19 protein-coding genes are annotated in these 18,780 nt (G+C 72.6%); 2 read left to right on the top strand and 17 right to left on the bottom strand.

Annotated elements, in window-relative coordinates; genetic code table 11:
- The first annotated feature begins 94 nt into the window (after positions 1–94).
- A complete protein-coding gene (locus ACWDUZ_RS01760) occupies positions 95–727 on the top strand; it encodes a CBS domain-containing protein (protein WP_451629750.1) in 633 nt (210 codons plus the stop codon).
- A 57-nt stretch (positions 728–784) separates the two neighbouring features.
- Here the strand turns inward: ACWDUZ_RS01760 and ACWDUZ_RS01755 are convergent, their stop codons facing one another.
- The 9 genes from ACWDUZ_RS01755 to ACWDUZ_RS01715 all read right to left on the bottom strand — a co-directional run bounded on the left by ACWDUZ_RS01755 (position 785) and on the right by ACWDUZ_RS01715 (position 8,575).
- The gene (locus tag ACWDUZ_RS01755) at positions 785–1,414 is read right to left on the bottom strand and encodes a V-type ATP synthase subunit D (RefSeq protein WP_451629749.1); all 630 of its coding nucleotides are present in this window, start codon (positions 1,412–1,414) and stop codon (positions 785–787) included.
- The gene (locus tag ACWDUZ_RS01750) at positions 1,411–2,823 is read right to left on the bottom strand and encodes a V-type ATP synthase subunit B (RefSeq protein WP_451629748.1); all 1,413 of its coding nucleotides are present in this window, start codon (positions 2,821–2,823) and stop codon (positions 1,411–1,413) included. The genes ACWDUZ_RS01755 and ACWDUZ_RS01750 overlap by 4 nt, the downstream gene beginning before the upstream one ends.
- Positions 2,820–4,574, bottom strand: coding sequence for a V-type ATP synthase subunit A (locus ACWDUZ_RS01745; protein WP_451629747.1), 1,755 nt, complete (start codon positions 4,572–4,574; stop codon positions 2,820–2,822). Before ACWDUZ_RS01745 ends, ACWDUZ_RS01750 begins: the two co-directional genes overlap by 4 nt.
- Positions 4,571–5,110: a hypothetical protein gene (locus tag ACWDUZ_RS01740; protein ID WP_451629746.1), complete on the bottom strand. Its 540-nt coding sequence runs from the start codon at positions 5,108–5,110 to the stop codon at positions 4,571–4,573. Before ACWDUZ_RS01740 ends, ACWDUZ_RS01745 begins: the two co-directional genes overlap by 4 nt.
- Positions 5,107–5,334, bottom strand: a complete 228-nt coding sequence (locus ACWDUZ_RS01735; protein WP_451629745.1) for a V-type ATP synthase subunit F — start codon at positions 5,332–5,334, stop codon at positions 5,107–5,109. Before ACWDUZ_RS01735 ends, ACWDUZ_RS01740 begins: the two co-directional genes overlap by 4 nt.
- Before the next feature lie 11 nt (positions 5,335–5,345).
- Positions 5,346–5,765 (bottom strand): ATP synthase subunit C, encoded by a 420-nt coding sequence (locus tag ACWDUZ_RS01730; RefSeq protein WP_451629744.1) that lies wholly within the window; start codon positions 5,763–5,765, stop codon positions 5,346–5,348.
- Complete coding sequence (locus ACWDUZ_RS01725; protein WP_451629743.1) at positions 5,750–7,213, bottom strand: V-type ATPase 116kDa subunit family protein; 1,464 nt, start codon at positions 7,211–7,213, stop codon at positions 5,750–5,752. The genes ACWDUZ_RS01730 and ACWDUZ_RS01725 overlap by 16 nt, the downstream gene beginning before the upstream one ends.
- The gene (locus tag ACWDUZ_RS01720; RefSeq protein ID WP_451629742.1) at positions 7,200–8,030 is read right to left on the bottom strand and encodes a hypothetical protein; all 831 of its coding nucleotides are present in this window, start codon (positions 8,028–8,030) and stop codon (positions 7,200–7,202) included. Before ACWDUZ_RS01720 ends, ACWDUZ_RS01725 begins: the two co-directional genes overlap by 14 nt.
- Positions 8,031–8,137: 107 nt before the next feature.
- Entirely contained in the window at positions 8,138–8,575 is a 438-nt protein-coding gene (locus tag ACWDUZ_RS01715) for a hypothetical protein (RefSeq protein ID WP_451629741.1), read from the bottom strand.
- A 191-nt stretch (positions 8,576–8,766) separates the two neighbouring features.
- Between ACWDUZ_RS01715 and ACWDUZ_RS01710 the strand changes: the two genes are divergently transcribed.
- Positions 8,767–9,660, top strand: coding sequence for a CBS domain-containing protein (locus ACWDUZ_RS01710; RefSeq protein WP_451629740.1), 894 nt, complete (start codon positions 8,767–8,769; stop codon positions 9,658–9,660).
- Positions 9,661–9,686: 26 nt separating this feature from the next.
- Here ACWDUZ_RS01710 and ACWDUZ_RS01705 read toward each other — a convergent pair whose 3' ends face one another.
- From ACWDUZ_RS01705 to ACWDUZ_RS01670, 8 genes are all read right to left on the bottom strand, one after another.
- Positions 9,687–11,072 carry a Ni/Fe hydrogenase subunit alpha gene (locus ACWDUZ_RS01705; RefSeq protein WP_451629739.1) on the bottom strand — a complete coding sequence of 462 codons (1,386 nt, stop codon included), beginning with the start codon at positions 11,070–11,072 and terminating at the stop codon, positions 9,687–9,689.
- Positions 11,069–11,869 carry an NADH-quinone oxidoreductase subunit B family protein gene (locus ACWDUZ_RS01700; protein ID WP_451629738.1) on the bottom strand — a complete coding sequence of 267 codons (801 nt, stop codon included), beginning with the start codon at positions 11,867–11,869 and terminating at the stop codon, positions 11,069–11,071. The genes ACWDUZ_RS01705 and ACWDUZ_RS01700 overlap by 4 nt, the downstream gene beginning before the upstream one ends.
- A gap of 1 nt (position 11,870) precedes the next feature.
- Positions 11,871–12,677, bottom strand: a complete 807-nt coding sequence (locus ACWDUZ_RS01695) for an FAD/NAD(P)-binding protein (protein ID WP_451629737.1) — start codon at positions 12,675–12,677, stop codon at positions 11,871–11,873.
- On the bottom strand, positions 12,674–13,147 hold the full coding sequence (locus tag ACWDUZ_RS01690) for a cyclic nucleotide-binding domain-containing protein (RefSeq protein ID WP_451629736.1): 474 nt from the start codon (positions 13,145–13,147) through the stop codon (positions 12,674–12,676). Before ACWDUZ_RS01690 ends, ACWDUZ_RS01695 begins: the two co-directional genes overlap by 4 nt.
- Positions 13,144–14,313: a 4Fe-4S dicluster domain-containing protein gene (locus tag ACWDUZ_RS01685; RefSeq protein ID WP_451629735.1), complete on the bottom strand. Its 1,170-nt coding sequence runs from the start codon at positions 14,311–14,313 to the stop codon at positions 13,144–13,146. The genes ACWDUZ_RS01690 and ACWDUZ_RS01685 overlap by 4 nt, the downstream gene beginning before the upstream one ends.
- A gap of 131 nt (positions 14,314–14,444) precedes the next feature.
- Positions 14,445–14,978 (bottom strand): hydrogenase maturation protease, encoded by a 534-nt coding sequence (locus ACWDUZ_RS01680; RefSeq protein WP_451629734.1) that lies wholly within the window; start codon positions 14,976–14,978, stop codon positions 14,445–14,447.
- A gap of 117 nt (positions 14,979–15,095) precedes the next feature.
- Complete coding sequence (locus ACWDUZ_RS01675) at positions 15,096–17,039, bottom strand: multicopper oxidase family protein (protein WP_451629733.1); 1,944 nt, start codon at positions 17,037–17,039, stop codon at positions 15,096–15,098.
- A 255-nt stretch (positions 17,040–17,294) separates the two neighbouring features.
- The gene (locus ACWDUZ_RS01670) at positions 17,295–18,770 is read right to left on the bottom strand and encodes a bifunctional aminoglycoside phosphotransferase/ATP-binding protein (protein WP_451629732.1); all 1,476 of its coding nucleotides are present in this window, start codon (positions 18,768–18,770) and stop codon (positions 17,295–17,297) included.
- Between the last annotated feature and the right edge of the window lie 10 nt (positions 18,771–18,780).

The following is an 18,780-nucleotide window of genomic DNA, read 5'->3' as shown; positions in this document are numbered from 1 at the left end:
ATTGCCTCCCGGCGCTCCCGACGTGTCGGCCAGGCCGGCCCTGAGGCATGAGGAGGGCGTTGAGCGATGGGAGTGGCACAGTGTCAGCGATCTGATGACGCCCACCGCGGTGAGCGTGCGACCTGGCACGACGTTCAACGAGATCGCGCGCATCCTCGACGAGTACGACATCACCGCCGTCCCGGTGGTCGACGACCGTGACCGGCCGGTCGGGGTGGTGTCCGAGGCGGACCTGTTGCACAAGCACACATCCGCAGGCAGGGGGAACAGCGCCCGGGACCTGATGACGAGCCCCGCCGTCGTCGCGGAGCCCGGATGGCACACCGTGCGCGCCGCGCGGACCATGGAGCGGCACAAGGTCAAGCGCCTGCCGGCGGTGGGCGGCCACGGCCGCCTGATCGGCGTGATCAGTCGCAGCGACCTGGTGCGGTTGTTTCTCCGCAGGGACCGCGCGATCCAGGAGGAGATCCTCGAGGACATCGTCGTCCGGACTCTGGGCCTGCCGCCGTCGCTGACCGTCGAGGTCGCCGCGGGACGGGTGACGCTCAGCGGCACAGTGGAGCGCAAGAGCCTGATCCCCATCACCGTGCGGCTGTGCGACAGCGTCGACGGCGTGGTGGAAGTCGTCGACCGGCTTCGTTTCGACCACGACGACACGGCGGATCCCGCCCCTGGGCACAGCGGTTCCGCGACCGCGTCACGCCGGCGCGTGATCGGTGAAAGGTGAGCACCTGGGGCACTGCCCCTCGCGTACGCCGCCGGTGACCGCCTGCCCGGGGCAGGTTCACCGCCGTGGCCGCCGGTGGGGCGAGGCCGCCCAGCGTCGTCGTACCGCTTCCTCGTGCTCCGCCTCCTCCAGCGCCAGTTCCACGGCGCTCAGTTCGCCCGTCAGCCGGGGAATCCAGTGCCGGCGCAGGGCACGGACCCGCCCGCGGGTCGCCTCCGCCTCGCGCGCGATCAGGTCGGCCGCAGTGCGGGCGGCGCAGTGCTCGGCGGCGGCGCGGACCGCGGCACGGTAGGCCTCCTCCGCGTGGGCGAGGGCGGTGTTGCCCGGCGTCCGTTGCGCGGGAGAGCGGGCAGGCGCGTGCCAGGAGACGGCCGACGGGTGGCGCACACCCATCAACGAGGTCCACTCGACCTCGACACCGGCCAAGTCGGCCGGGACCGCCTGCGCCAGGGCTCCCTCGCCGCCGAGGAGGACCCCGCGTACGAGCCAGGTCTCCGCCTCGGCGAGCCGTTCCCGCCAGAGGCGGCCCGCCCGGTCCGCAGTCCGCCTCAGTGCCCGTTCCCGGTCCAGCAGCAGCCGGAGCTTGCGTTCCAGCAGGTCGGCTCCCCGCAGCGCGGTGGCGAGACTGTGCCGGAGCCTCAGCCGGCCGGCACGCCCCGGAGGTGCGGTGCGTCGCCGGGGGCTCATGGCGGCGCGCCTTCCCTGCCCGGATGGTCGTCCCTGGGGCCTCGACGGGCGTCGAGGAGCGCCGCCGGGATCATGCCGAGCTGGCTCGGCGGCATGATCAGCAGCACTTGCCAGGCGCGTTCCAGGGCCTCGTCCAGCGGCCGGTTCTCGTCGGGTCCCTGGGCGAGGAACCGGTGCAGGAAGGCGTCCTCCAGGTCCAGGTAGCGGTGATCGATCGCGCTGAGTGCCGGACGTCCGATCAGGTCGGCGAGTTCCCGTACCTCGCGGGCGCGGGCGAGTGCGGCGATGAGCTGCGCCGCGACATGCGGATGGTCCTCGCGGGTACGCCCCTTCCCCGCTCCCTTGCGCATCAGGCGCGACAGCGAACCGAGCGGGTCGACCGGCGGATACGTGCCGCGGGCGTGCACTTCGGCGGACAGGACGATCTGGCCCTCCGTGATGTAGCCGGTGAGGTCGGGCACGGGGTGGGTGATGTCGCCGGCGGGCATGGTCAGCACCGGGAGCACCGTCACGGATCCGGCACGGTCCCTGATCCTGCCGCACCGCTCGTACAGGGACGCCAGGTCGCTGTACAGGTAGCCGGGGTAGGCCCGGCGGGCCGGAATCTCACCTCGTGCGGCGGACACCTCGCGCAGCGCCTCCGAGTAGGCCGTCATGTCCGTCATCACCACCAGCACGTGGTGGCCCTCGTCGAAAGCGAGGTGTTCGGCGACCGTCAGCGCGAGACGAGGGGTGAGCAGCCGCTCGATCACCGGGTCGTCAGCGGTGTTGATCAGCAGGACGAGTTCCCGGGCCGCGGAGCGTTCGGCCAGGCCGTCGCGGACGAAGGCCGCGTCGGCGTGCGTGAGTCCCATGCCGGCGAAGACGACGGCGAACGCCTCGCCGCCGCAGGTCGCCTGGGCGGCCACCTGGACGGCCAGTCGGAGGTGTGGCAGCCCGGCGGCGGAGAACACGGGCAGCTTCTGTCCCCGGACCAGGGTGGTGAGGACGTCGATGGCGCCCACACCGGTCAGCACCGCCTCGGTGGGCGGCTGACGGCGCACCGGGTTGATCGGCGCGCCGCCCACCGCGGCGTCCACGCGCCCGAGGACGGGCGGCCCGCCGTCCGCCGGTTCGCCGCGCCCGTTGCACACCCGGCCCAGCCACCCCGTGCCGACCGGGATCCGCAACGGTGTGCCCGAGAACGCGACGCGGGTGCCCCCCGGGTCCATCCCGGCCGTGTCCTGAAGCACCTGGACCACCGCCAGGTCCCGGTCCACCTCCAGGACGAGCCCATGCCGGCGCTCACCGGAGTCGAGGACGATCGTGGCGAACTCGTCCCAGCCCACGCCGCTCACCCCCTCGACGACCATGAGCGGACCGCGCAGTTCCCGTACCCGTGTGTACTCGATCTCGCCGGGCGCGCTCACCGGGTCTCTCCCAGCCGCTCCAGCACCGTGTCGCGCGCCGCCTCCACGGGGGCGCTCTCCCCGGGGCCCGCCTCCTCACGGGCCCGCAGCAGCGGGGTGAAGTCCACCGCCTCGACGGCGTCGGCCCGGACACCGGAGTCGACCAGTGCGAAGCATCGGTCGATCACCGTCAGGGCGGACTCCACGAGGGCCGCCGTCTTGTCGGGCGTGCTGTAGGCATCGGCAGCGGACAGGGCGTTCTGCTGGATGACGCCCTCGCGCAGCAGCCGGCCGGCGAGCACGCTGATCCGTTCGCGTGGCGGCAGGGCCGTGACGCCGACCAGTTCCACCAGGTCGGCCAGCCGGTCCGCCTCGGCGAGCAGGCCCGCCACCCGTTCACGCCGCTCGGCCCAGTGGGGGTCACCGGCCCGTGCGTGCGCTGCCGCCACCGCGGTGGCGTCACGGGAGAAGGACTCCGCCCAGGAGACCGCCGGATAGTGGCGGGCGTAGGCGAGGTCGCGGTCGAGGCTCCACAGGCAGCGCACGAACCGCTCGGTGTGGGACGTGACCGGCTCGGTGCGGTCGCCGCCGGGGGGAGAGACGGCGCCGATGACGGTGACCGACCCGGTGGCCCCGCCGAGCGTGCGCACCACGGCGGCCCGCTCGTAGAAGGCGGCCAGCTCCGAGGCGAGCCTGGCCGGATAGCCCTCCTCGGCGGGCAGTTCGCCCATCCGCGAGGCGAACTCGCGCAGCGCCTCCGCCCAGCGGGAGGTCGAGTCGGCGATCACCACCACGTCGAGCCCCATGTCGCGGAAGTACTCGGCGACGGTCGTGCCGGTGTGCACGCTCGCCTCGCGCGCCATCATGGGCATGTTGGAGGTGTTGGCGATCGTGACCGTCCGTTCCGCCAGACGGCCCCCGGTGCGCGGATCGGTCAGCACGGACAGCTCCTCGATGACGTCGGCCATCTCGTTGCCGCGCTCCCCGCAGCCGACGTAGACGATCACATCGACGTCGCACCACTTGGCGATCTGCTGGAGCAGCATGGTCTTGCCGGTGCCGAAGCTGCCCGGGACGGCGACCGTCCCGCCTCGGGCCACTGGAAAGAGCAGGTCGACGGCCCGCTGCCCGGTGTGCAGGGGCTGGTCGGCCGCCAGTCGCCCCGCGACCGGTCCGGGTCTGCGCACCGGCCGGCTCTGGGCCATCGCCACCTCGTGTCCGTCCACCACGGCGACCACCGCGTCCTCGCCGTGTTCACCAGGCGGTGCGACCCGCCTCACCACACCCGAGCACCCGGGTGGTACGAGGACGCGCAGGGGCACCGCCGCCGCGAGGTCACCGAGCACGTCGCCTTCCGCGACGCGCCTTCCCTCGGCCACTCGTGGAGTGAACCGCAGGGGGCGGCCGTCCGGCCCGCCACTGCGCGCCCCCGCCAGGAGCATGTCACCGGCGTGGGCGAGGGGGCGGAGCAGGCCGTCGAAGACACCGCCGAGCAGCCCGGGACCCAGCCGCACCGCGAGCGGCCCTCCCTGGTGCCGGGCCGGGTGTCCGGGTGCGAGGCCGCCGGTGTACTCGTACGCCTGGACGGTGACCACATCGCCTCGGATGGCGACCACCTCACCGGGCAGCCGTTCCTCCCCGAGCAGCATCATGTCGTGCATGGCGACGCCCGGGGTACGGTCGATCTCCACGAGCGGCCCCGTCACCCGCAGGATGTGCGCCGGCCCGGCGCTGTCGGAACCGTGCACCGGTGCGGTGGACGGAGACGTCATGGCGCCCACAGCGTCTCGGCCTCCGCGCCGAGCCGGGTCAGGGCGCGGCCCGTGAGGGTGTCCGCCGTCAGAGTCACGCGGCGCCCAGCCGCTTGTGCCGTCACTCCGCCGTCGTCGGCGGCAGTGATCAGCGCATCACCGCCGAGCAGGGCCCGTGCCCGCTCCTGGAGCCGGGCCGGGAGGGCGGCATCGTTCGTCAGCGCTTCCCGGATCCTGGCGCGGACCTGGCCGCGGAGGTCGGCGTAGACCTCGGCACGCGCTGCGAGTTCACGGCTCCAGGCGTCCTGGCGGGCGCGTACGCGTTCCTGGGCCGCCTCCGCGGCGCCGTCCCGTGCACCCTCCCGCCGGGACTGTTCGAGCAGCGACTCCGCCTGTGCGCGTGCCGCCCGCACCATTTCGTCCGCGTCCGCCCTGGCCCGAGCCAGGGTGGCGGCGGCGTCCGCCCGGGCGGCGCGGAGCAGTTCGGAGCGTACGGGTTCCAAGGCGTCGGCGGGGGCGGCCGTCGCGGCGTCACGGCGGCCGGCGGGCGCGGTCATCGCGGCATCACCACCATCAGCGGCCGGGAAGGATCTGCCTCCGCCGCAGCGGCCGGCTCTGCCCGCAGGATCTCGGCCGCCTCCGCGGTGACGATGACCAGCGAGACCGTCGGCGCGAGCTCCCGCCAGGTACGGCGGATCTCCTCGGGGTTCTCGGCGACACGGACGTCGACCCCGGCGAGGGCCAGCCCGGCCACCTCGGTCCGCGCCCCGATGGCAGTCACCGTACCCACCGTCACGCCTTCCCGATCAGCAGGATCGCCACGACCAGTCCGTAGACGGCGATGCCCTCGGCGAGGCCGACGATCACCATGGCGCGGCCGAACATCTCGGGTCGCTCACTGAGTGCGGCCAGCGCCGCCGCCCCGGTGTACGCGACGGCGATGGCGGCGCCGATCGAGGCGCCGGCCACGGCGATGGCGGCTCCGATCAGGGCGGATCCGTTCACGGCGCTCGACGCGGCCGCCTGGGCGGGCCCCGCCGCCCGCGCGGAGCCGGACAGCGCCGTGGCGACGAGCGTACCGGCGCCGCCCAGAAGGACGAGGTTCGTCGCCAGCAGCCAATGGAACGCGCGTCGTGGCCGGTGCCGCAGCAGCAGCCGGGCGGCTCCGAGCGCAGCGGCCGGCACGGGCAGGACGATCAGCCAGGTGAGCACGTGGCCACCTTTCTCTCAGCCTCGGCCGTTGCCGCCAGGGGAACGTGCCAGGGACGGAACGGGCGGCCCTCGGCCTCGAAGAGCCGCGAGAAGATCTCGTAGAACTCCAGCCGCAGCGCCTGGACGCCGGCCACCAGAGCTTCCAGGGCGAACGACGCGGCGGTGCCCAGGACGAACAGCGCCACCGCACCGACCACGCCCGCCGCTCCCCGCCCCGCGAGTCCGGTCGTGCCGCGCCACACCAGGTCGGCGAGCGCGGCATGCGTCAGGCCGAAAGCCGCGAGCCGGGCGAAGGAAAGAGTGTTGGTGCCCGCGCGCACCACGACGTCGAACAGCCGCACCACGGTCTCGGCCAACCCTGCGAAACCGCCCGCCGTGGCCCGGAACACCCCGACCGCCACCAGCGCCAGCCCCGCCGCGACGGCCCCCGCCCCCACCATGGCCAGGTCCGGCCGGTGCAGCACCAGACCGGCCGCACCGAGAGCGAAACCCAGAAAGAAGACGAGCCCGGCACCGCCGGAGGCCGCGTACAGCGCGATGCCCAGCCCGCCCTCACGCCAGCGGTTGACCGCACCGGCCGCGTGGGCGAGGGCCAGCAGCCCCGCCCCGAAGACCACCGCGGCGGCCAGCAGGCGCGCCGGACTCGCCAGCGGGTTCAACCACAGCACCGGCAGCACATCCGTCGGACCGAAGAACTCCCCGTAGGCGACGCCCGCCAGCACGGCCGCCGCTCCCGCCCCGGCGAGGAAGGGCCACAGACGGCGGTACCGCGCGAGCCCGCGCGGCTGTCCGAGCCGCAACGCCAGTGCGCCGAGCAGCAGCAGAGCCCCGTGCCCCACGTCCCCGAACATGATCCCGAACATCACGACATAGGTGATCCCGGCGGGCCACGACGGATCGACGTCCGTGTAGGGCGGTGTGCCGTACGTCGTCACCAGCGGTGCGAAGGCCGCGGACGGCCCGGACCGCAGCTGTGTCGGCGGATCGACGCCGGGCGGTGGCCGCAGCGGGACCAGCGCACCACCGGCCGCGGCGAGCCGCCGCGCGAGCCGTGGCATCTCGGCAGCAGGGCACCACCCTGCGAGTGCGGCGACCTCACCCCGGACGACGGCGCCCCGGGCGCGCTCCTCCAACTGCGCCTCTCCGGCGAGCAGGCCGAGATCGCGGTGCTCTTCGAGCGTGTCCAGATCGGGTGCGAGGACGGTCAGGGCGACGGCCTCACGAGTGGGTCTCGCCGGGCCGGAAGGTGCGGGCGCCGGCGCTTCGGCACGTGTCCGAAGCCGCTGAAGTCGCTGGGCCGCCGCGCCCGGGGGCGCCTCCTCCACCCGATCCAGCTCGACGCAGCCCGCCTCGGCGATCCGCACCAGAGACTCCCGCAGCGCCTCGTGCGGAACGACCACGGCCACGCGCCGCATCGGGACCGGCGTCATCATTTCAGACCAGGGCATCCCATTCCTCCAGCGGACGTCCGCCCCGGGCCGCCGACTCCAGGGCCGCTCGTACCCGCCAGGCGTCCACGGACAGCACGGCGACGGCCGCCACGATGGTCCGGGACCCGTACCGTGCGTCGCGCAGCGTCGTGGAGCCGTCCTGATGGAGTACCCGCCACCAGTGCGCCTCCGCCCGCCACAGGTGGCCCGGTTCGTCGACGTCCTCCAGGACCCAGCGGGCCGTGGACGGCAGGTGATCGCGGAAGTCCGCGAAGGACGCGGCGTCGACGGCGCGCGGCCCCAACAGGGCCTGAGCGTTGCGGCGCACGGGCGTCGGCAGAGGGCGTCGGTGCACGAACAGCTCGCGGGCCGTCAGCAGCGCGGCGCGGCCCTGCGCCCAGCGACGTGCCGACGGCACAATGGCGGCGGTACGCCGGGCTGCCACCATCCGCATGTTCGTGATCAGGGCCCACGGGGTCTCCGCTCCGGGGTCGCCCCAGGGCGATGCCGCGAGCGCGGCGCGCAGTTCGCCGGGCGTGGCGGCGCGTTCGAGGGAGCGCCAGGCGGTTTCCAGGGCGCCGAGCCGGTACGGCTGCCGGGCCGGGGCCTCCGGGTTCGTACGGGCATCGCCTCCCGCGGGCAGCCGGGAAGCGACGTTGGCGATCTCGAACCCCGCGGCGAGCGGCCGGAGCAAGCGGGCGCCGCCCCGGGGCAGCCAGCCCGCCAGCACACGCAGGTGCCACAGCAGCGTGGCGGTGACCGCCCGCTGCGCCTCGGGCAGTGTGGTCGCGGCTCGCGCGTACCTGCCGTACGGCGTCACGGCCAAGTGCTGCAAGCCCTCGTCGAGCGTGGGGCCCGCCGCGATCTCACGTGCCCCGGCGCGTCCGGGACAACGACTGGTCAGGGCACGGGCACGAACCACCGCCGCGACCCATCCGGCGCTCACCGCGGTCCCTCCGGCCGGTCGCTGATCCGCAGGGCGTCCGTCACGACCCGGTCGACCAGGGCGGGCATGCGTACCCGCGCCCGCTCGTATACCTGTTCGGCGGCGCGATCCGCGGCCGACCGGATGTCTCGTACGTCCCGCTGTGCCGCGTCGCGCACCGGCTCCGCGGCCTCCCGCCGTACCTGCGCGACCCGGGCTTGCGCCGCCGCCACCGCGGCTGCCGCCTGCCGGGCGGCATCCTCCCTGATGGCCTCGGCCTCGCGATCCGCCGAGGCACGGATCCGGGCCGCCTCCTGCTGCACGTCCGACAGACGCGCCAGCGACGGCTGCAGTTCCGCGGTGCGCTCGGCCGCCCGGTCGGCGGGGACACCGGCGATCACGGCGCCCGGTGCGCCGCTGGGGCGGAACCGGGCGAGGAACTCCCGCAGGCTCATCACGAGCGTCCTCCCGCTGCGCCGGCCGGCCCCGTCTTCCCGTCTCAGCCCCCTCTCCAGTCTCACCGCTTTCCCGCGAGCCCGCACCGGATGGCACCATGGCACTGCTCCACCAGGGCCGTTCGGCTCTTGGCCCGGGCCTGTGGAGCGCAAGACTGGGAGTGGACAACCGGAGGAGTCCGGAGGTTGCCATGAACCAGCACGAAAACCACTCCACGGGCGCCGAGGCCCGCCGGGCCGTGCCGTCGCACTCCTGGCGTCCGGGCGAGGAAGCACGACAGGACCTGCTCGTGCGGTATCTGGGCGCCGTCGCCGCGGTGTCCGCCAGACACGCGGCTGCCGAGTCGGAGACCCCTGCCCCGGTCCGGAGCCCGAGGCCGACGACGCGGCCGGCCCCGGTCCCGCAGACCGAGCAGGCCGTGGAGCCGGCGCAGCACGCCGAACCCGAGGCCCCGCTGGTGCGGGACGTCATGGACGTGCCCGCCGCATCCGTTCGGGACGACGTGCCGTGCCGGGAGATCGCGCGCCTGCTGGCGCGAGAGCACGTCAGCGCGGTTCCCGTGCTCGACGCCGAGGACCGGGTGGTCGGAGTGGTGTCCGAGTCCGACCTGCTGGCGAAGGTCGCTTTCGAGGCGTCCGGCCGCCACCCCGGCCACCTCGGCAGGCCGCGGGGACGAAGGCTGCACGAGAAGGCCCGGGCCGAGATCGCGGCGGACCTGATGACCAGCCCTGCGGTCACCGTGCCGCCGGGTGCGACCGTCGCGGAGGCGGCCTGGCTGGCGGCGCTGTCGCGGCTGAAGCGGATCCCGGTCACCGACCACGGCGGCCGTCTGGTCGGCGTGGTACGCCGTAATGCGCTGCTGGAAGCACTGATCAGGGACGACGAGCGGATCCGGAAGGACATCGAGGCGAAGATCCAGGCGTTCTGCTCACCGGCCGACCGTGACGCCGTGGCCGTCACCGTGCGCGACGGGGTGGTGGATCTGACCGGCCGGATGTCGCACGCCGCGATGACCAGGCTGGTGGCGGAGGTGGAGGACGTCGACGACGTGGTCGAGGTGAACAACCGTCTGACCGGCACCTGACGGCGTCCCACCCGACATGCCGTGTGTCAGCCGTGGCTCGCGTCCCGTCGGATGTCCAGGTCCAGGAAGTGGGCCGAGCACGAGATGCACGGGTCGTGGTTGCGGATGACCCGTTCGCACAGGTGGGCGAGCTCGGTGTCCGAAACGGTCCCGCGTGCCAGGGCGGCCTGCACGAGGACGCGCAGGTCCTCCTCGATCGCTCCTTGGTTCTGGGCTGTGGGCGGGACGAGGCGGGCGTCGCTGACCCGGCCCTCGGCGTCGAGCGTGTATCGGTGGTACAGCAGCCCGCGCGGCGCCTCGGTCGCACCGTGGCCCACGCCCGCCCGCGCTGGGACGTCCACGTACGGGCGCTCCGGAGGTTCGTACGCGTCGATGATCCGCAAGGCTTCCTCCACCGCGTACAGGACCTCCACGGCTCGGACGAGGATGCTCCGATAGGGGTTTCTGCACACCTCGCCCCGTGCCGTGCCGCGGGCCAGTGGAGGGTCGCTCAGTCCGGCCTCCCGGGCGGCCTGACGGGCGAGCGGGGAGAGCAGGTGGCCGCTGACGGCGTAGCGGGCGAGGCTGCCGGTGAGGTGCCGTCGGCCGTCCAGCCGGGAGTGCAGGGCGGTGGAGTGGGGGACCTGCTCCTCGGTGACGTGGTCGGTGAAGTCCCGTACGGGGAAGCTGTGGAGCGTCCGTGTGCGGTCGGTCGGGAGGACCGTGGGGACGCCCGAGTGGATGGCGTACGTGCCGGGCTCGGCGAGAGCGAGCAGATCGGCGTCGCACGCGGCGTCCGGGAAGTCGAAGCGGGCGACCCAGCGCACGGTGTCCCAGGCGTCGTCGAGGGCACGGCGCAGGCGCTCGGCGAGGGGGCGCAGTTCGGCGCGGGTGGGGGTGCGGTGGAAGCCGCCGAGGCGGACGTTGACGGGATGGATGGCGCGTCCGCCGAGCAGTTCCATGATGGCGTTGCCGGTCTGTTTGAGCCGAAGTCCGCGTTCGACGTGCTCGCGATGAGTGCCTGCCATGGCGACCAGGTCGGCACAGCCGAGGAAGTCGGGCGCGTGCAGCAGGTAGATGTGCAGGGTCTGGCTCTCGATCCACTCGCCGCAGTACAGCAGCCGGCGCAGGGCGTCCAGTTGGCCGTCCACCACGGTTCCGCATACGTCCTCGAGGGCACGGCAGGCGCTCAGTTGGTAGGCGACGGGGCAGATCCCGCAGATGCGGGAGGTGATGTCGACCGGTTCGGTGTGGGCCCGCCCGCGAAGAAAGGCCTCGAAGAACCGCGGGGGCTCGTAGATCTTCAGCCGGGCCTCGGTGACGGTGCCGTCGTGGACGCGCAGGTGCAGCGCGGCCTCACCCTCGACGCGGGTGAGCGCCGGGATACGGACGACACGGGATGCGGCGGAGGACGCGTCGGCGGGTTCGCTCACGGCAGGTCCTTCTCCTCGACCGCGGTGAAGTCGGTGACGTTGAAGGTGTGCAGGAACCTGCCGATGTCCTCGTCGCTCATGCCGTCACGGTGCAGGACCGGAATGAGGGCGCCGAGATTGGTGGTGCCGGCGGGTCCGAAGCAGCCGTAGCAGCCGCGCCCGTAGGTGGGGCACAGGGCTCCGCATCCGGCGTGGGTGACGGGACCCAGACACGGGGTGCCGTGCGCGACGAGGACGCAGACGTTTCCGCGCTGTTTGCAGGAGAAGCACACGCTGTGGTCCGGGATGCCCGGCTTGCGGCCGGCGAGGAAGGCGGTGATGACTTCCAGCAACTGGCCGCGGTCGATCGGGCAGCCGCGCAGTTCGAAGTCGACGGGCACGTGTGCGGCGATCGGAGTGGAGGTCGCCAGGGTCTCGATGTAGTCCGGGCGGGCGTAGACGGTCGCGAGATAGTCCGTGACGTCGGCGTAGTTCCGCAGGGCCTGCACACCCCCGGCCGTGGCGCAGGCACCGATGGTGACGAGACGACGGGACTCGGCACGGATGCGGCGGACGCGTTCCAGGTGCTCGGGGGTGGAGACCGATCCCTCGACGAGCGCGAGGTCGTACGGCCCTGGCGCGACATCGCTGGATGCCTCCAGGAAGTGGGCGATCTCCAGTTCGCCGGCGATGCCCAGCAGCTCGTCCTCGCAGTCGAGGAGGGTGAGCTGGCAGCCGTCGCACGAGGCGAACTTGAACACGCCGAGCCGGGGGCGGGAGCCGTCCGGCCGCGTGACGGCGGCGGTCGAGGTGGACATCTCACAACTCCCGTACGGTCAGCAGTGGTTCGGCCCGGTCGTAGCGGACGACGGGACCGTCACGGCACAGGAGCAGGGGGCCGAGCTGGCAGTGTCCGCAGTGGCCGGTGGCGCAGCGCATGTTCCGCTCCAGGGAGAGCTGGACTCGGCCCGCGGGCACAGCCCGGTGGATCAGCTCGCGGGCGGCGGCGCGCATCATGACCTCCGGTCCGCAGACGAAGGCGGTGGTGTGCTCGGGGGTGAACCGCGCTTCGTCGAGCAGCGTGCTGACGACTCCGACCCGGCCTCTCCAGCCGCCGGTGGGCCGGTCGACCGTGACGGCACCGAACGGCCGCCGCCAGGCGGGCAGCTCGGCGCGGTACAGCAGATCGTCGGGGGTGCGGGTGCCGACCAGGACGTTCAGCCTCCCGTACGCCGCGGGCTCGGTCAGGACGGCGTCGATGAGGGGGCGCAGCGGGGCGAGGCCGATGCCGCCGGCCACGACGAGCAGATCGTGTCCCCGGGCGGCCGTCAGGTTCCACCCGGTACCGAAGGGGCCGCGTACGCCGACCGATGCGCCGACGGGCAGGTCGCACAGCCTGCGGGAGACGGCCCCGACCGCGCGGACGGTGTGCGTGAGCCGACCGTCCGCGGCCGTGCGGCACACCGAGACCGGGATCTCCCCGACCCCGAACGCGTACAGCATGGCGTACTGACCCGGAGCGAACGGCTCGAGGCCGGCGCCGGCCGGTTGCAGCTCGAACGTGACCGTGTCGGCGGTCTCGCGGCGACGGCTCACCAGGCGGTAGGGCAGGGGTACGAGCGTCATGGCCTCGGCGCCCCCTGCTGCGGCCCGTACAGGTCCAGAAGGCGTGTGCGGGTCGCCCGCAGCCGCCGGCCGATCGTCTCGGCGACCAGGGTGACCAGCGTCAGGCCGAACCGCGGGTGAGCGGCACACATGTCCCGCACCGCGGCGGCGTCGAACTCCCAGGCCTCCACGTGGCTCCTGGTCTCGGCCCCGAGATGCCACTTGTGCGGTGGGCACAACCAGGACCAGCCCACGAGGCCACCGGTGCCGATCGTCTCCACGACGGCCGGGCCGCGGCCAGGGACGTGGATGTCGAGCGCGACCGTGCCGGTACGGACGATCCAGAAGCGATCGGCCCGCCCGCCCTCCTCGAACAGGCGTGTGAAACTCGGGTACACGGCCTCGCGTGCGAGGCTCAGGAGCAGTTCGCGGTGCTCGGCGGGCAAGGACCCGAGCAGGCCCGTCGCCGGGACGGAAGCGCCACTGCTCACTGCGACGGCCTCTTCCGTGTGGCCTCCTGGTGCAGGGCGTGTGCCTCCTCGGTGAGGTCGATGCCGGTGGGACACCAGACGATGCAACGGCCGCAGCCGACGCAGCCGGTACTGCCGAACTGGTCGTGCCAGGTGCCGATCTTGTGGGTGAGCCACTGGCGGTAGCGGCTGCGTTTGCTCGCACGGACCGGACCACCGTGCAGCAGGGTGAAGTCGAGGTCGTAGCAGGAGTCCCAGCGGCGCCAGCGCTCGGCGTGGTCGCCGGTCAGATCGCTGACGTCCTCGGTCGTCGTGCAGAAGCAGGTGGGGCAGACCATGGTGCAGTTGCCGCAGTTCAGGCAGCGGGCGGTGACGTCGTCCCAGCGGTCGGCCTCCAGGTTGTCGCGCATCAGCGCGTGCAGGTCGACGGGCGGCATGGACCGGCCCATGTTCCCGGCGGCCCGGCGTACGGCTTCGGCGGCCGCGGTGCGGGTGGCGTCGTCCGCGCCGTGCCGCGGCAGTTCGGCGAGTACGGCGGCTCCCTCCTCGCTGCCGCTGCGGCACAGGAAGCGGTGACCGCCGTCATCGACCACCTCGGTGAGGGCGAGGTCGTAGCCGGTGTCCACGGCGGGCCCGGTGCCCATGGAGACGCAGAAGCAGGTGGCGCCGGGCTCGGTGCACTCGGCCGCGACGAGGAAGGCTCCCTTGCGGCGGGAGCCATAGGCGGGATCGGGGTACTTCCCGCCGATCATCACACGGTCGAGGATGCGGATGGCGTGCAGGTCGCAGGCGCGCACCCCGAGGAACGCGTACGAGACGTCCAGCGGTTCGTCCTCGCGCACGGTCAGATCGCCGTCGGCGTCGCGGTCCGCGGTCCACTGGCGCACGCGCGGAGGGTGCAGAAACGACTTCCAGGACTGCGGCCCCGCGCTGTGCGCGAACACAGCGCCGTCCGTTCTGCGGCGGACGCGGTACTGACCGGCCTCCAGCTCCACCCCCCACCCGTGGGGCAGCTCGTCCGCCGAGTCGAGCTCGGCCAGGACGACGGCGCGGTCGCGGACCGTGGGGCCGACCACCGTACGGCCCTGCCTCTTCAGGACCTGCACCAGCGCATCGAGCCCGTCACGATCGAGGACGGCCTCCGCCTGCCCGCCGGGTGCGGCTCGGGTGTCACCGGGGTCGGTCATGTCGCATTCCCTCGGTCCGTGCTCCCCGCCGGGGGAGATGCTGGTGTCATCGCGCGGGCCCACAACTACTCGCCGGCCACCGACAGCGTGTCAGGGACGGTCGCTCCACGGGACGGAACCGCTCCGGCGTGTCACGCCGATGCCTGCGAAGGACTGTAGGTCGCGCGCTGGGCCTCGGCGTGCCGTACGACGTCCCGCTCGATGCGTTCCGCCAGCGGTCCGACCGCCCGGATCACCGACGGCGTCAGACCCGTGCCGAGGCAGCCTTCGGCACCTTCGACCGCGTACACGACCAGACGACCGGGACGCCGCCCGAGACGGTCGGCAAGGCGCAAGGTCTCGAGGAGACCGAGGCCGTGCGTACTGTGCCGCTGGGTGCCCGCGAGGCCCGGCAGAGCGCCTGGGCCCGGACACCACCGGTGCACCTGCCCAGGGATTGGGGAAGGCGGGAAGCAGGCGTCGACGACGACTGCCAGGGCCACGTCCTCCCACAGCTCGATCAGCCGTCCGGGATCCCCGTCGCACTCCCGGAGCATGGTGTGGGGAGGCAGCGGCCGGGCCAGGGCGCGCTTCCTCAGCAGCGCGAGCACGGCAGGACCGACACCGTCGTCCCGCCGGAACACATTGCCGATCCCGATGACCAGGGCATTGACCGACGCCGTCAACGCGACGCCCCTCTCTTGTCCGCTGTCCGCTGCGGCAACCGCAAGGAGCACGTGCGGCCCTCGAGACCCTATTCGCCCACCTCAGGCTTCGCCCATCGACCACCGTGAGCCCGCGTGTTACGCCGGACCGACGCGGAAGGGCCGCATCATCTCGTTGTCCTCGTGTTCCAGGATGTGGCAGTGCCACATGAACCGGCCTGCGCGACCGAACCGGACCTTGACCCTGGTGATCTCCTTCGGATAGGCCAGCACGGTGTCCTTGAAGCCGCGGTCCCATACGTCCGGGAGACGACGGTCGCCCGTCGGGAGCGCTTGCCGGTCGACGACCTGGAACTGCACTTCGTGGATGTGAATGGGGTGGGCATCCTTCGTCAGGTTGTGGATCTCCCAGATCTCCGTCGATCCCACGGCCGGGTTCTCCGTGATGGGATCGGCCCATCCCAGTGGTACCGGCTTGCCCTGCCTACTGAAGACGCCGAGCATCACCTCGCGGGGGCTCACGCCCGGCAGGTGGGCCGAGGACACCTCGTCCAGACAGACCCGTCGGGTGTGCTGGGCGGCGCCCAGCGGTGTGAAAGGCGGCAGCGTGATCTGCTCGGGTGGCGTGGAGGTGTCCGCTGTGGTGAGCGGCCTGACCACGAACTTCATGACCTGCCCGGTGGTCCTCGGGTCGGCCGCGGGGAAGTCGGTGGCGACGGTGCCGCCGGTGAACACGGTGTCCGGTCCTTCGTTGATCAGGTACAGCTCCGCGCCGACCGGCAGGGAGGTGAAGTCCACGACCACGTCCGCGCGTTCCGCCGACGCGAGCAGCAGGCTCTCACGCTGAACGGGCGCGGGCAGGAAACCCCCGTCGCTTCCGACCTGCCAGAAGGTGAGCGTCGGCGGCACCGGTCTGCGTGCCAGCGGGTCGGTGACGATCTTCAGGATCAGGGTGCGTGTGTTGCAGCCGTTGAGGAACCGAAGCCGGTAGCGGCGCGGCTCCACCGGAAACACCGGCCAGGTCCTGCCATTGGTGACCATCGTGGTGCCGAGGTACTCCGGGTTCCAGATCGGCGCGATGTCGCTGCCGGGCACGTAAGGCCCTTTGAAACCGTCGAAGCTCGCCCGGCTGGAGGGATAGAACAGGCTTCCGTCGGTCCGGAAAGAACGGTCCTGCACGACGATCGGGACCTCGTAGCAGGGCGGGCCGGGCGCGTCGCCGTGGCCGGGTGCAGGACCGGGCAGGATGCCGTCCTCCAGGTCCGACGGTCCGCCGCGCAGGAGGTAGAAGCCAGACATGCCTGCGTACACGTTCAGCCGGGTGATGCCCAGAGCGTGGTCGTGGAACCACAAGGTGGCTGCCCGGCTGCGGTTCGCGTAGTGGAAGACGGCCTGCCCCGGACGCCAGGGCACACCGAACAGCGACTCGGACTTCGCCGAGAACTGCTCGTAGAAGGTCCCGACCGACGCATAGTGTCCGGGAATGTCGCGAGCGGAGGGCAGGTACCACGCCTCGGCGTACCCGTCGTTCTCCTCCGTGTTGGCCCCGCCGTGCAGGTGGGTCACGATGGGGACCGGGCCCCTGTACGGTGCGGGTGTCGAGGTGAACGTGGGGCGTGCGTCCCGCCACTTCACGCCGCCCGGTGGATTGGCCCAGTGCAGTGTGGGATCGACGGGCAGCAGGTGCGGCAGATGGTGACCGTTCGCGTCGATCAGCTCATTGACCCACGTGACCTGGACCGTTCGTCCGTATCGGGCCTCGATGGTGTAGGCGGGGTAGTGGAACGTGTCCGGATGCCTGGTCGATCCGTAGCCCCACACCGTCGTGGCCGGCCTGCCGGGGGGAAGCACCTGTTGCCGGAACTGCCGGACACCGATGGTGTACGTGTCCGCCGCCCCGGCCCTGCTGTCCACCGGCATGGCAGGAGGTATCACCAGCTCGGCCGTGTACTTCTCTATCGTTGACGCATCGAGTACTCCCGCTTCCGAGGACGCGGCCCGCGACGGCGTCGTGCCGGCGACGAGAGAGAAGGACGCACTGCCGGCCAGACCGGCCTGAAGGACACGTCGTCTGCTGATCATGAATTTCTCCGCACCTCTGCTCAGGCCGGGGGACTTCCACGACATGCGGCACTCCACACGCCGACTGTCGGTCACCGGCGATCGTTCCACTCGCCCGGTGGAAGCGCATGGCGGGCACTGCCTCACAGGAGGGATGCAGTCCATCCGCAGGGCCCATGGCTGGGGCACTGCGTGGGCGGGCGATCGAGTCGCACCGCTGTGCTCCACCCGGGTGAAGGCACTGCATGGACGTACGAGTCGGCGTGACCGTCCACCTCAGTCCGGCTCCGAGTACGGACGGCGGAAGACCGGGGCCAGGCCGGTGCCCCAGGGGCGTACGGCCGCGAGCGCCTGAGCGACCGCCGACTCGAGCGGGCCACTGGTGTCCACCGCGACGGCCTCGGCCCAGGGCGGTTCCCCGACCGCCATGGCGGTGGCGATGTCCGGGCCGGCGTCCGATGTGCCCGGGCCGCGGGCTCCCAGGCGGGCCGCCGACACCTCGCCGGGCACCTGGCAGTGCAGGGCCACCAGGTCCGAGGTGGTGCGTTCGGCCGTGCGCAGTGCCGCTTCGCGCTGCTCCACGGTGGACCAGGTGGCGTCCAGGACGACGGACTCGCCGTAGGACAGCAGGGCGGCCGCGCGATCGAGCAGAGTGGCGTAGGTCCTGGCCGTCCACTCGGGTGTGTACAGCCCCTCGCCGTAGGGGGCTGCCGCGGACTGCTCCGCCGGGATGCCCGCCAGCTCCTTGCGCACACGGTCGCTGCTGAGCAGCGACACGCCCAGCCGGTCGGCCAGCGCGCCGGAAAGGGTGGACTTCCCGCTGCCCGGCAGCCCGCCGACGAGGACGAGACAGACGGCGGAGGACCGCAGATGCCGCAGTGCCGTCGAGGCCAGCCGCCCTGCCGCCCCCGCCGCGCCCGGCGCTCCCTGCCGCGCCTGGATGAGGGAGACCTTGGCGCGGACGAACGCGCGGTAAGCGACGTAGTGGTGCCACAGGGAAGCGGGCGCGGGATCGCCGGAGTACTCGCTGTACTGGGCGAGGAAGTACGCCGCGGCCTCCTGCGCGCCGAGCTGTTCCAGGTCCATGGCGAGGAAGGCGGCGTCGTCGAGGCCGTCGACGCAGCGCAGGCCGTCGTCGAACTCGAGGCAGTCCAGGACTCGGGGGCCGTCGTCGAGGCAGAAGATGTCCTCGGCGAGCAGGTCGCCATGGCCGTCCACGACCCGTCCCTGTGCGATGCGGGCGTCGAACAACGGCCTGCGGCCGACGAGGTAGCGGCGCACCAGCCGCTCGGTCTCCGGCACGGCGTCGGCCACGGGGCCGTCGGCGGCCAGCGAGCGGACCTGTGCGAAGCCTGCTTCCCAACGTGCTGACAACGCCTCGCGCGTGCCCTGTTCGTCCACCTGGTGGCTGCGGGGCGCCTTCGCGTGCCACGCGGCGAGGTGCCGGGCGACGGCCCGCAGGACGTCGTCGACGGCGGCACCCTGCCGCACCAGCCGGGACAGGCGGCGATCCGGCGGCATGCGGCGCATCACCACCAGTGGTTCGGCTTCCTCCGCACCGGGGCCGCGTATCTCGCCCACGCCCAGATAGACGTCCGGGGCGAAACGGCGATTGAGCGCGACCTCGCGTTCGCACGCGGCCCGGCGGGCCGTCACCGTGGTGTAGTCCAGGAACCCCAGATCCACCGGCTTCTTGAGTTTGTACGCGCGGTCGCCGGCGAAGAACAGGATCGCGGTGTGGGTCTCGCACACCTCCGCGCGC

The sequence above is a fragment of the Streptomyces sp. NPDC003393 genome (assembly GCF_053589015.1).
Note: the sequence above shows the minus strand (reverse complement) of the source record. Positions and strands in the feature narration are given on the sequence as shown.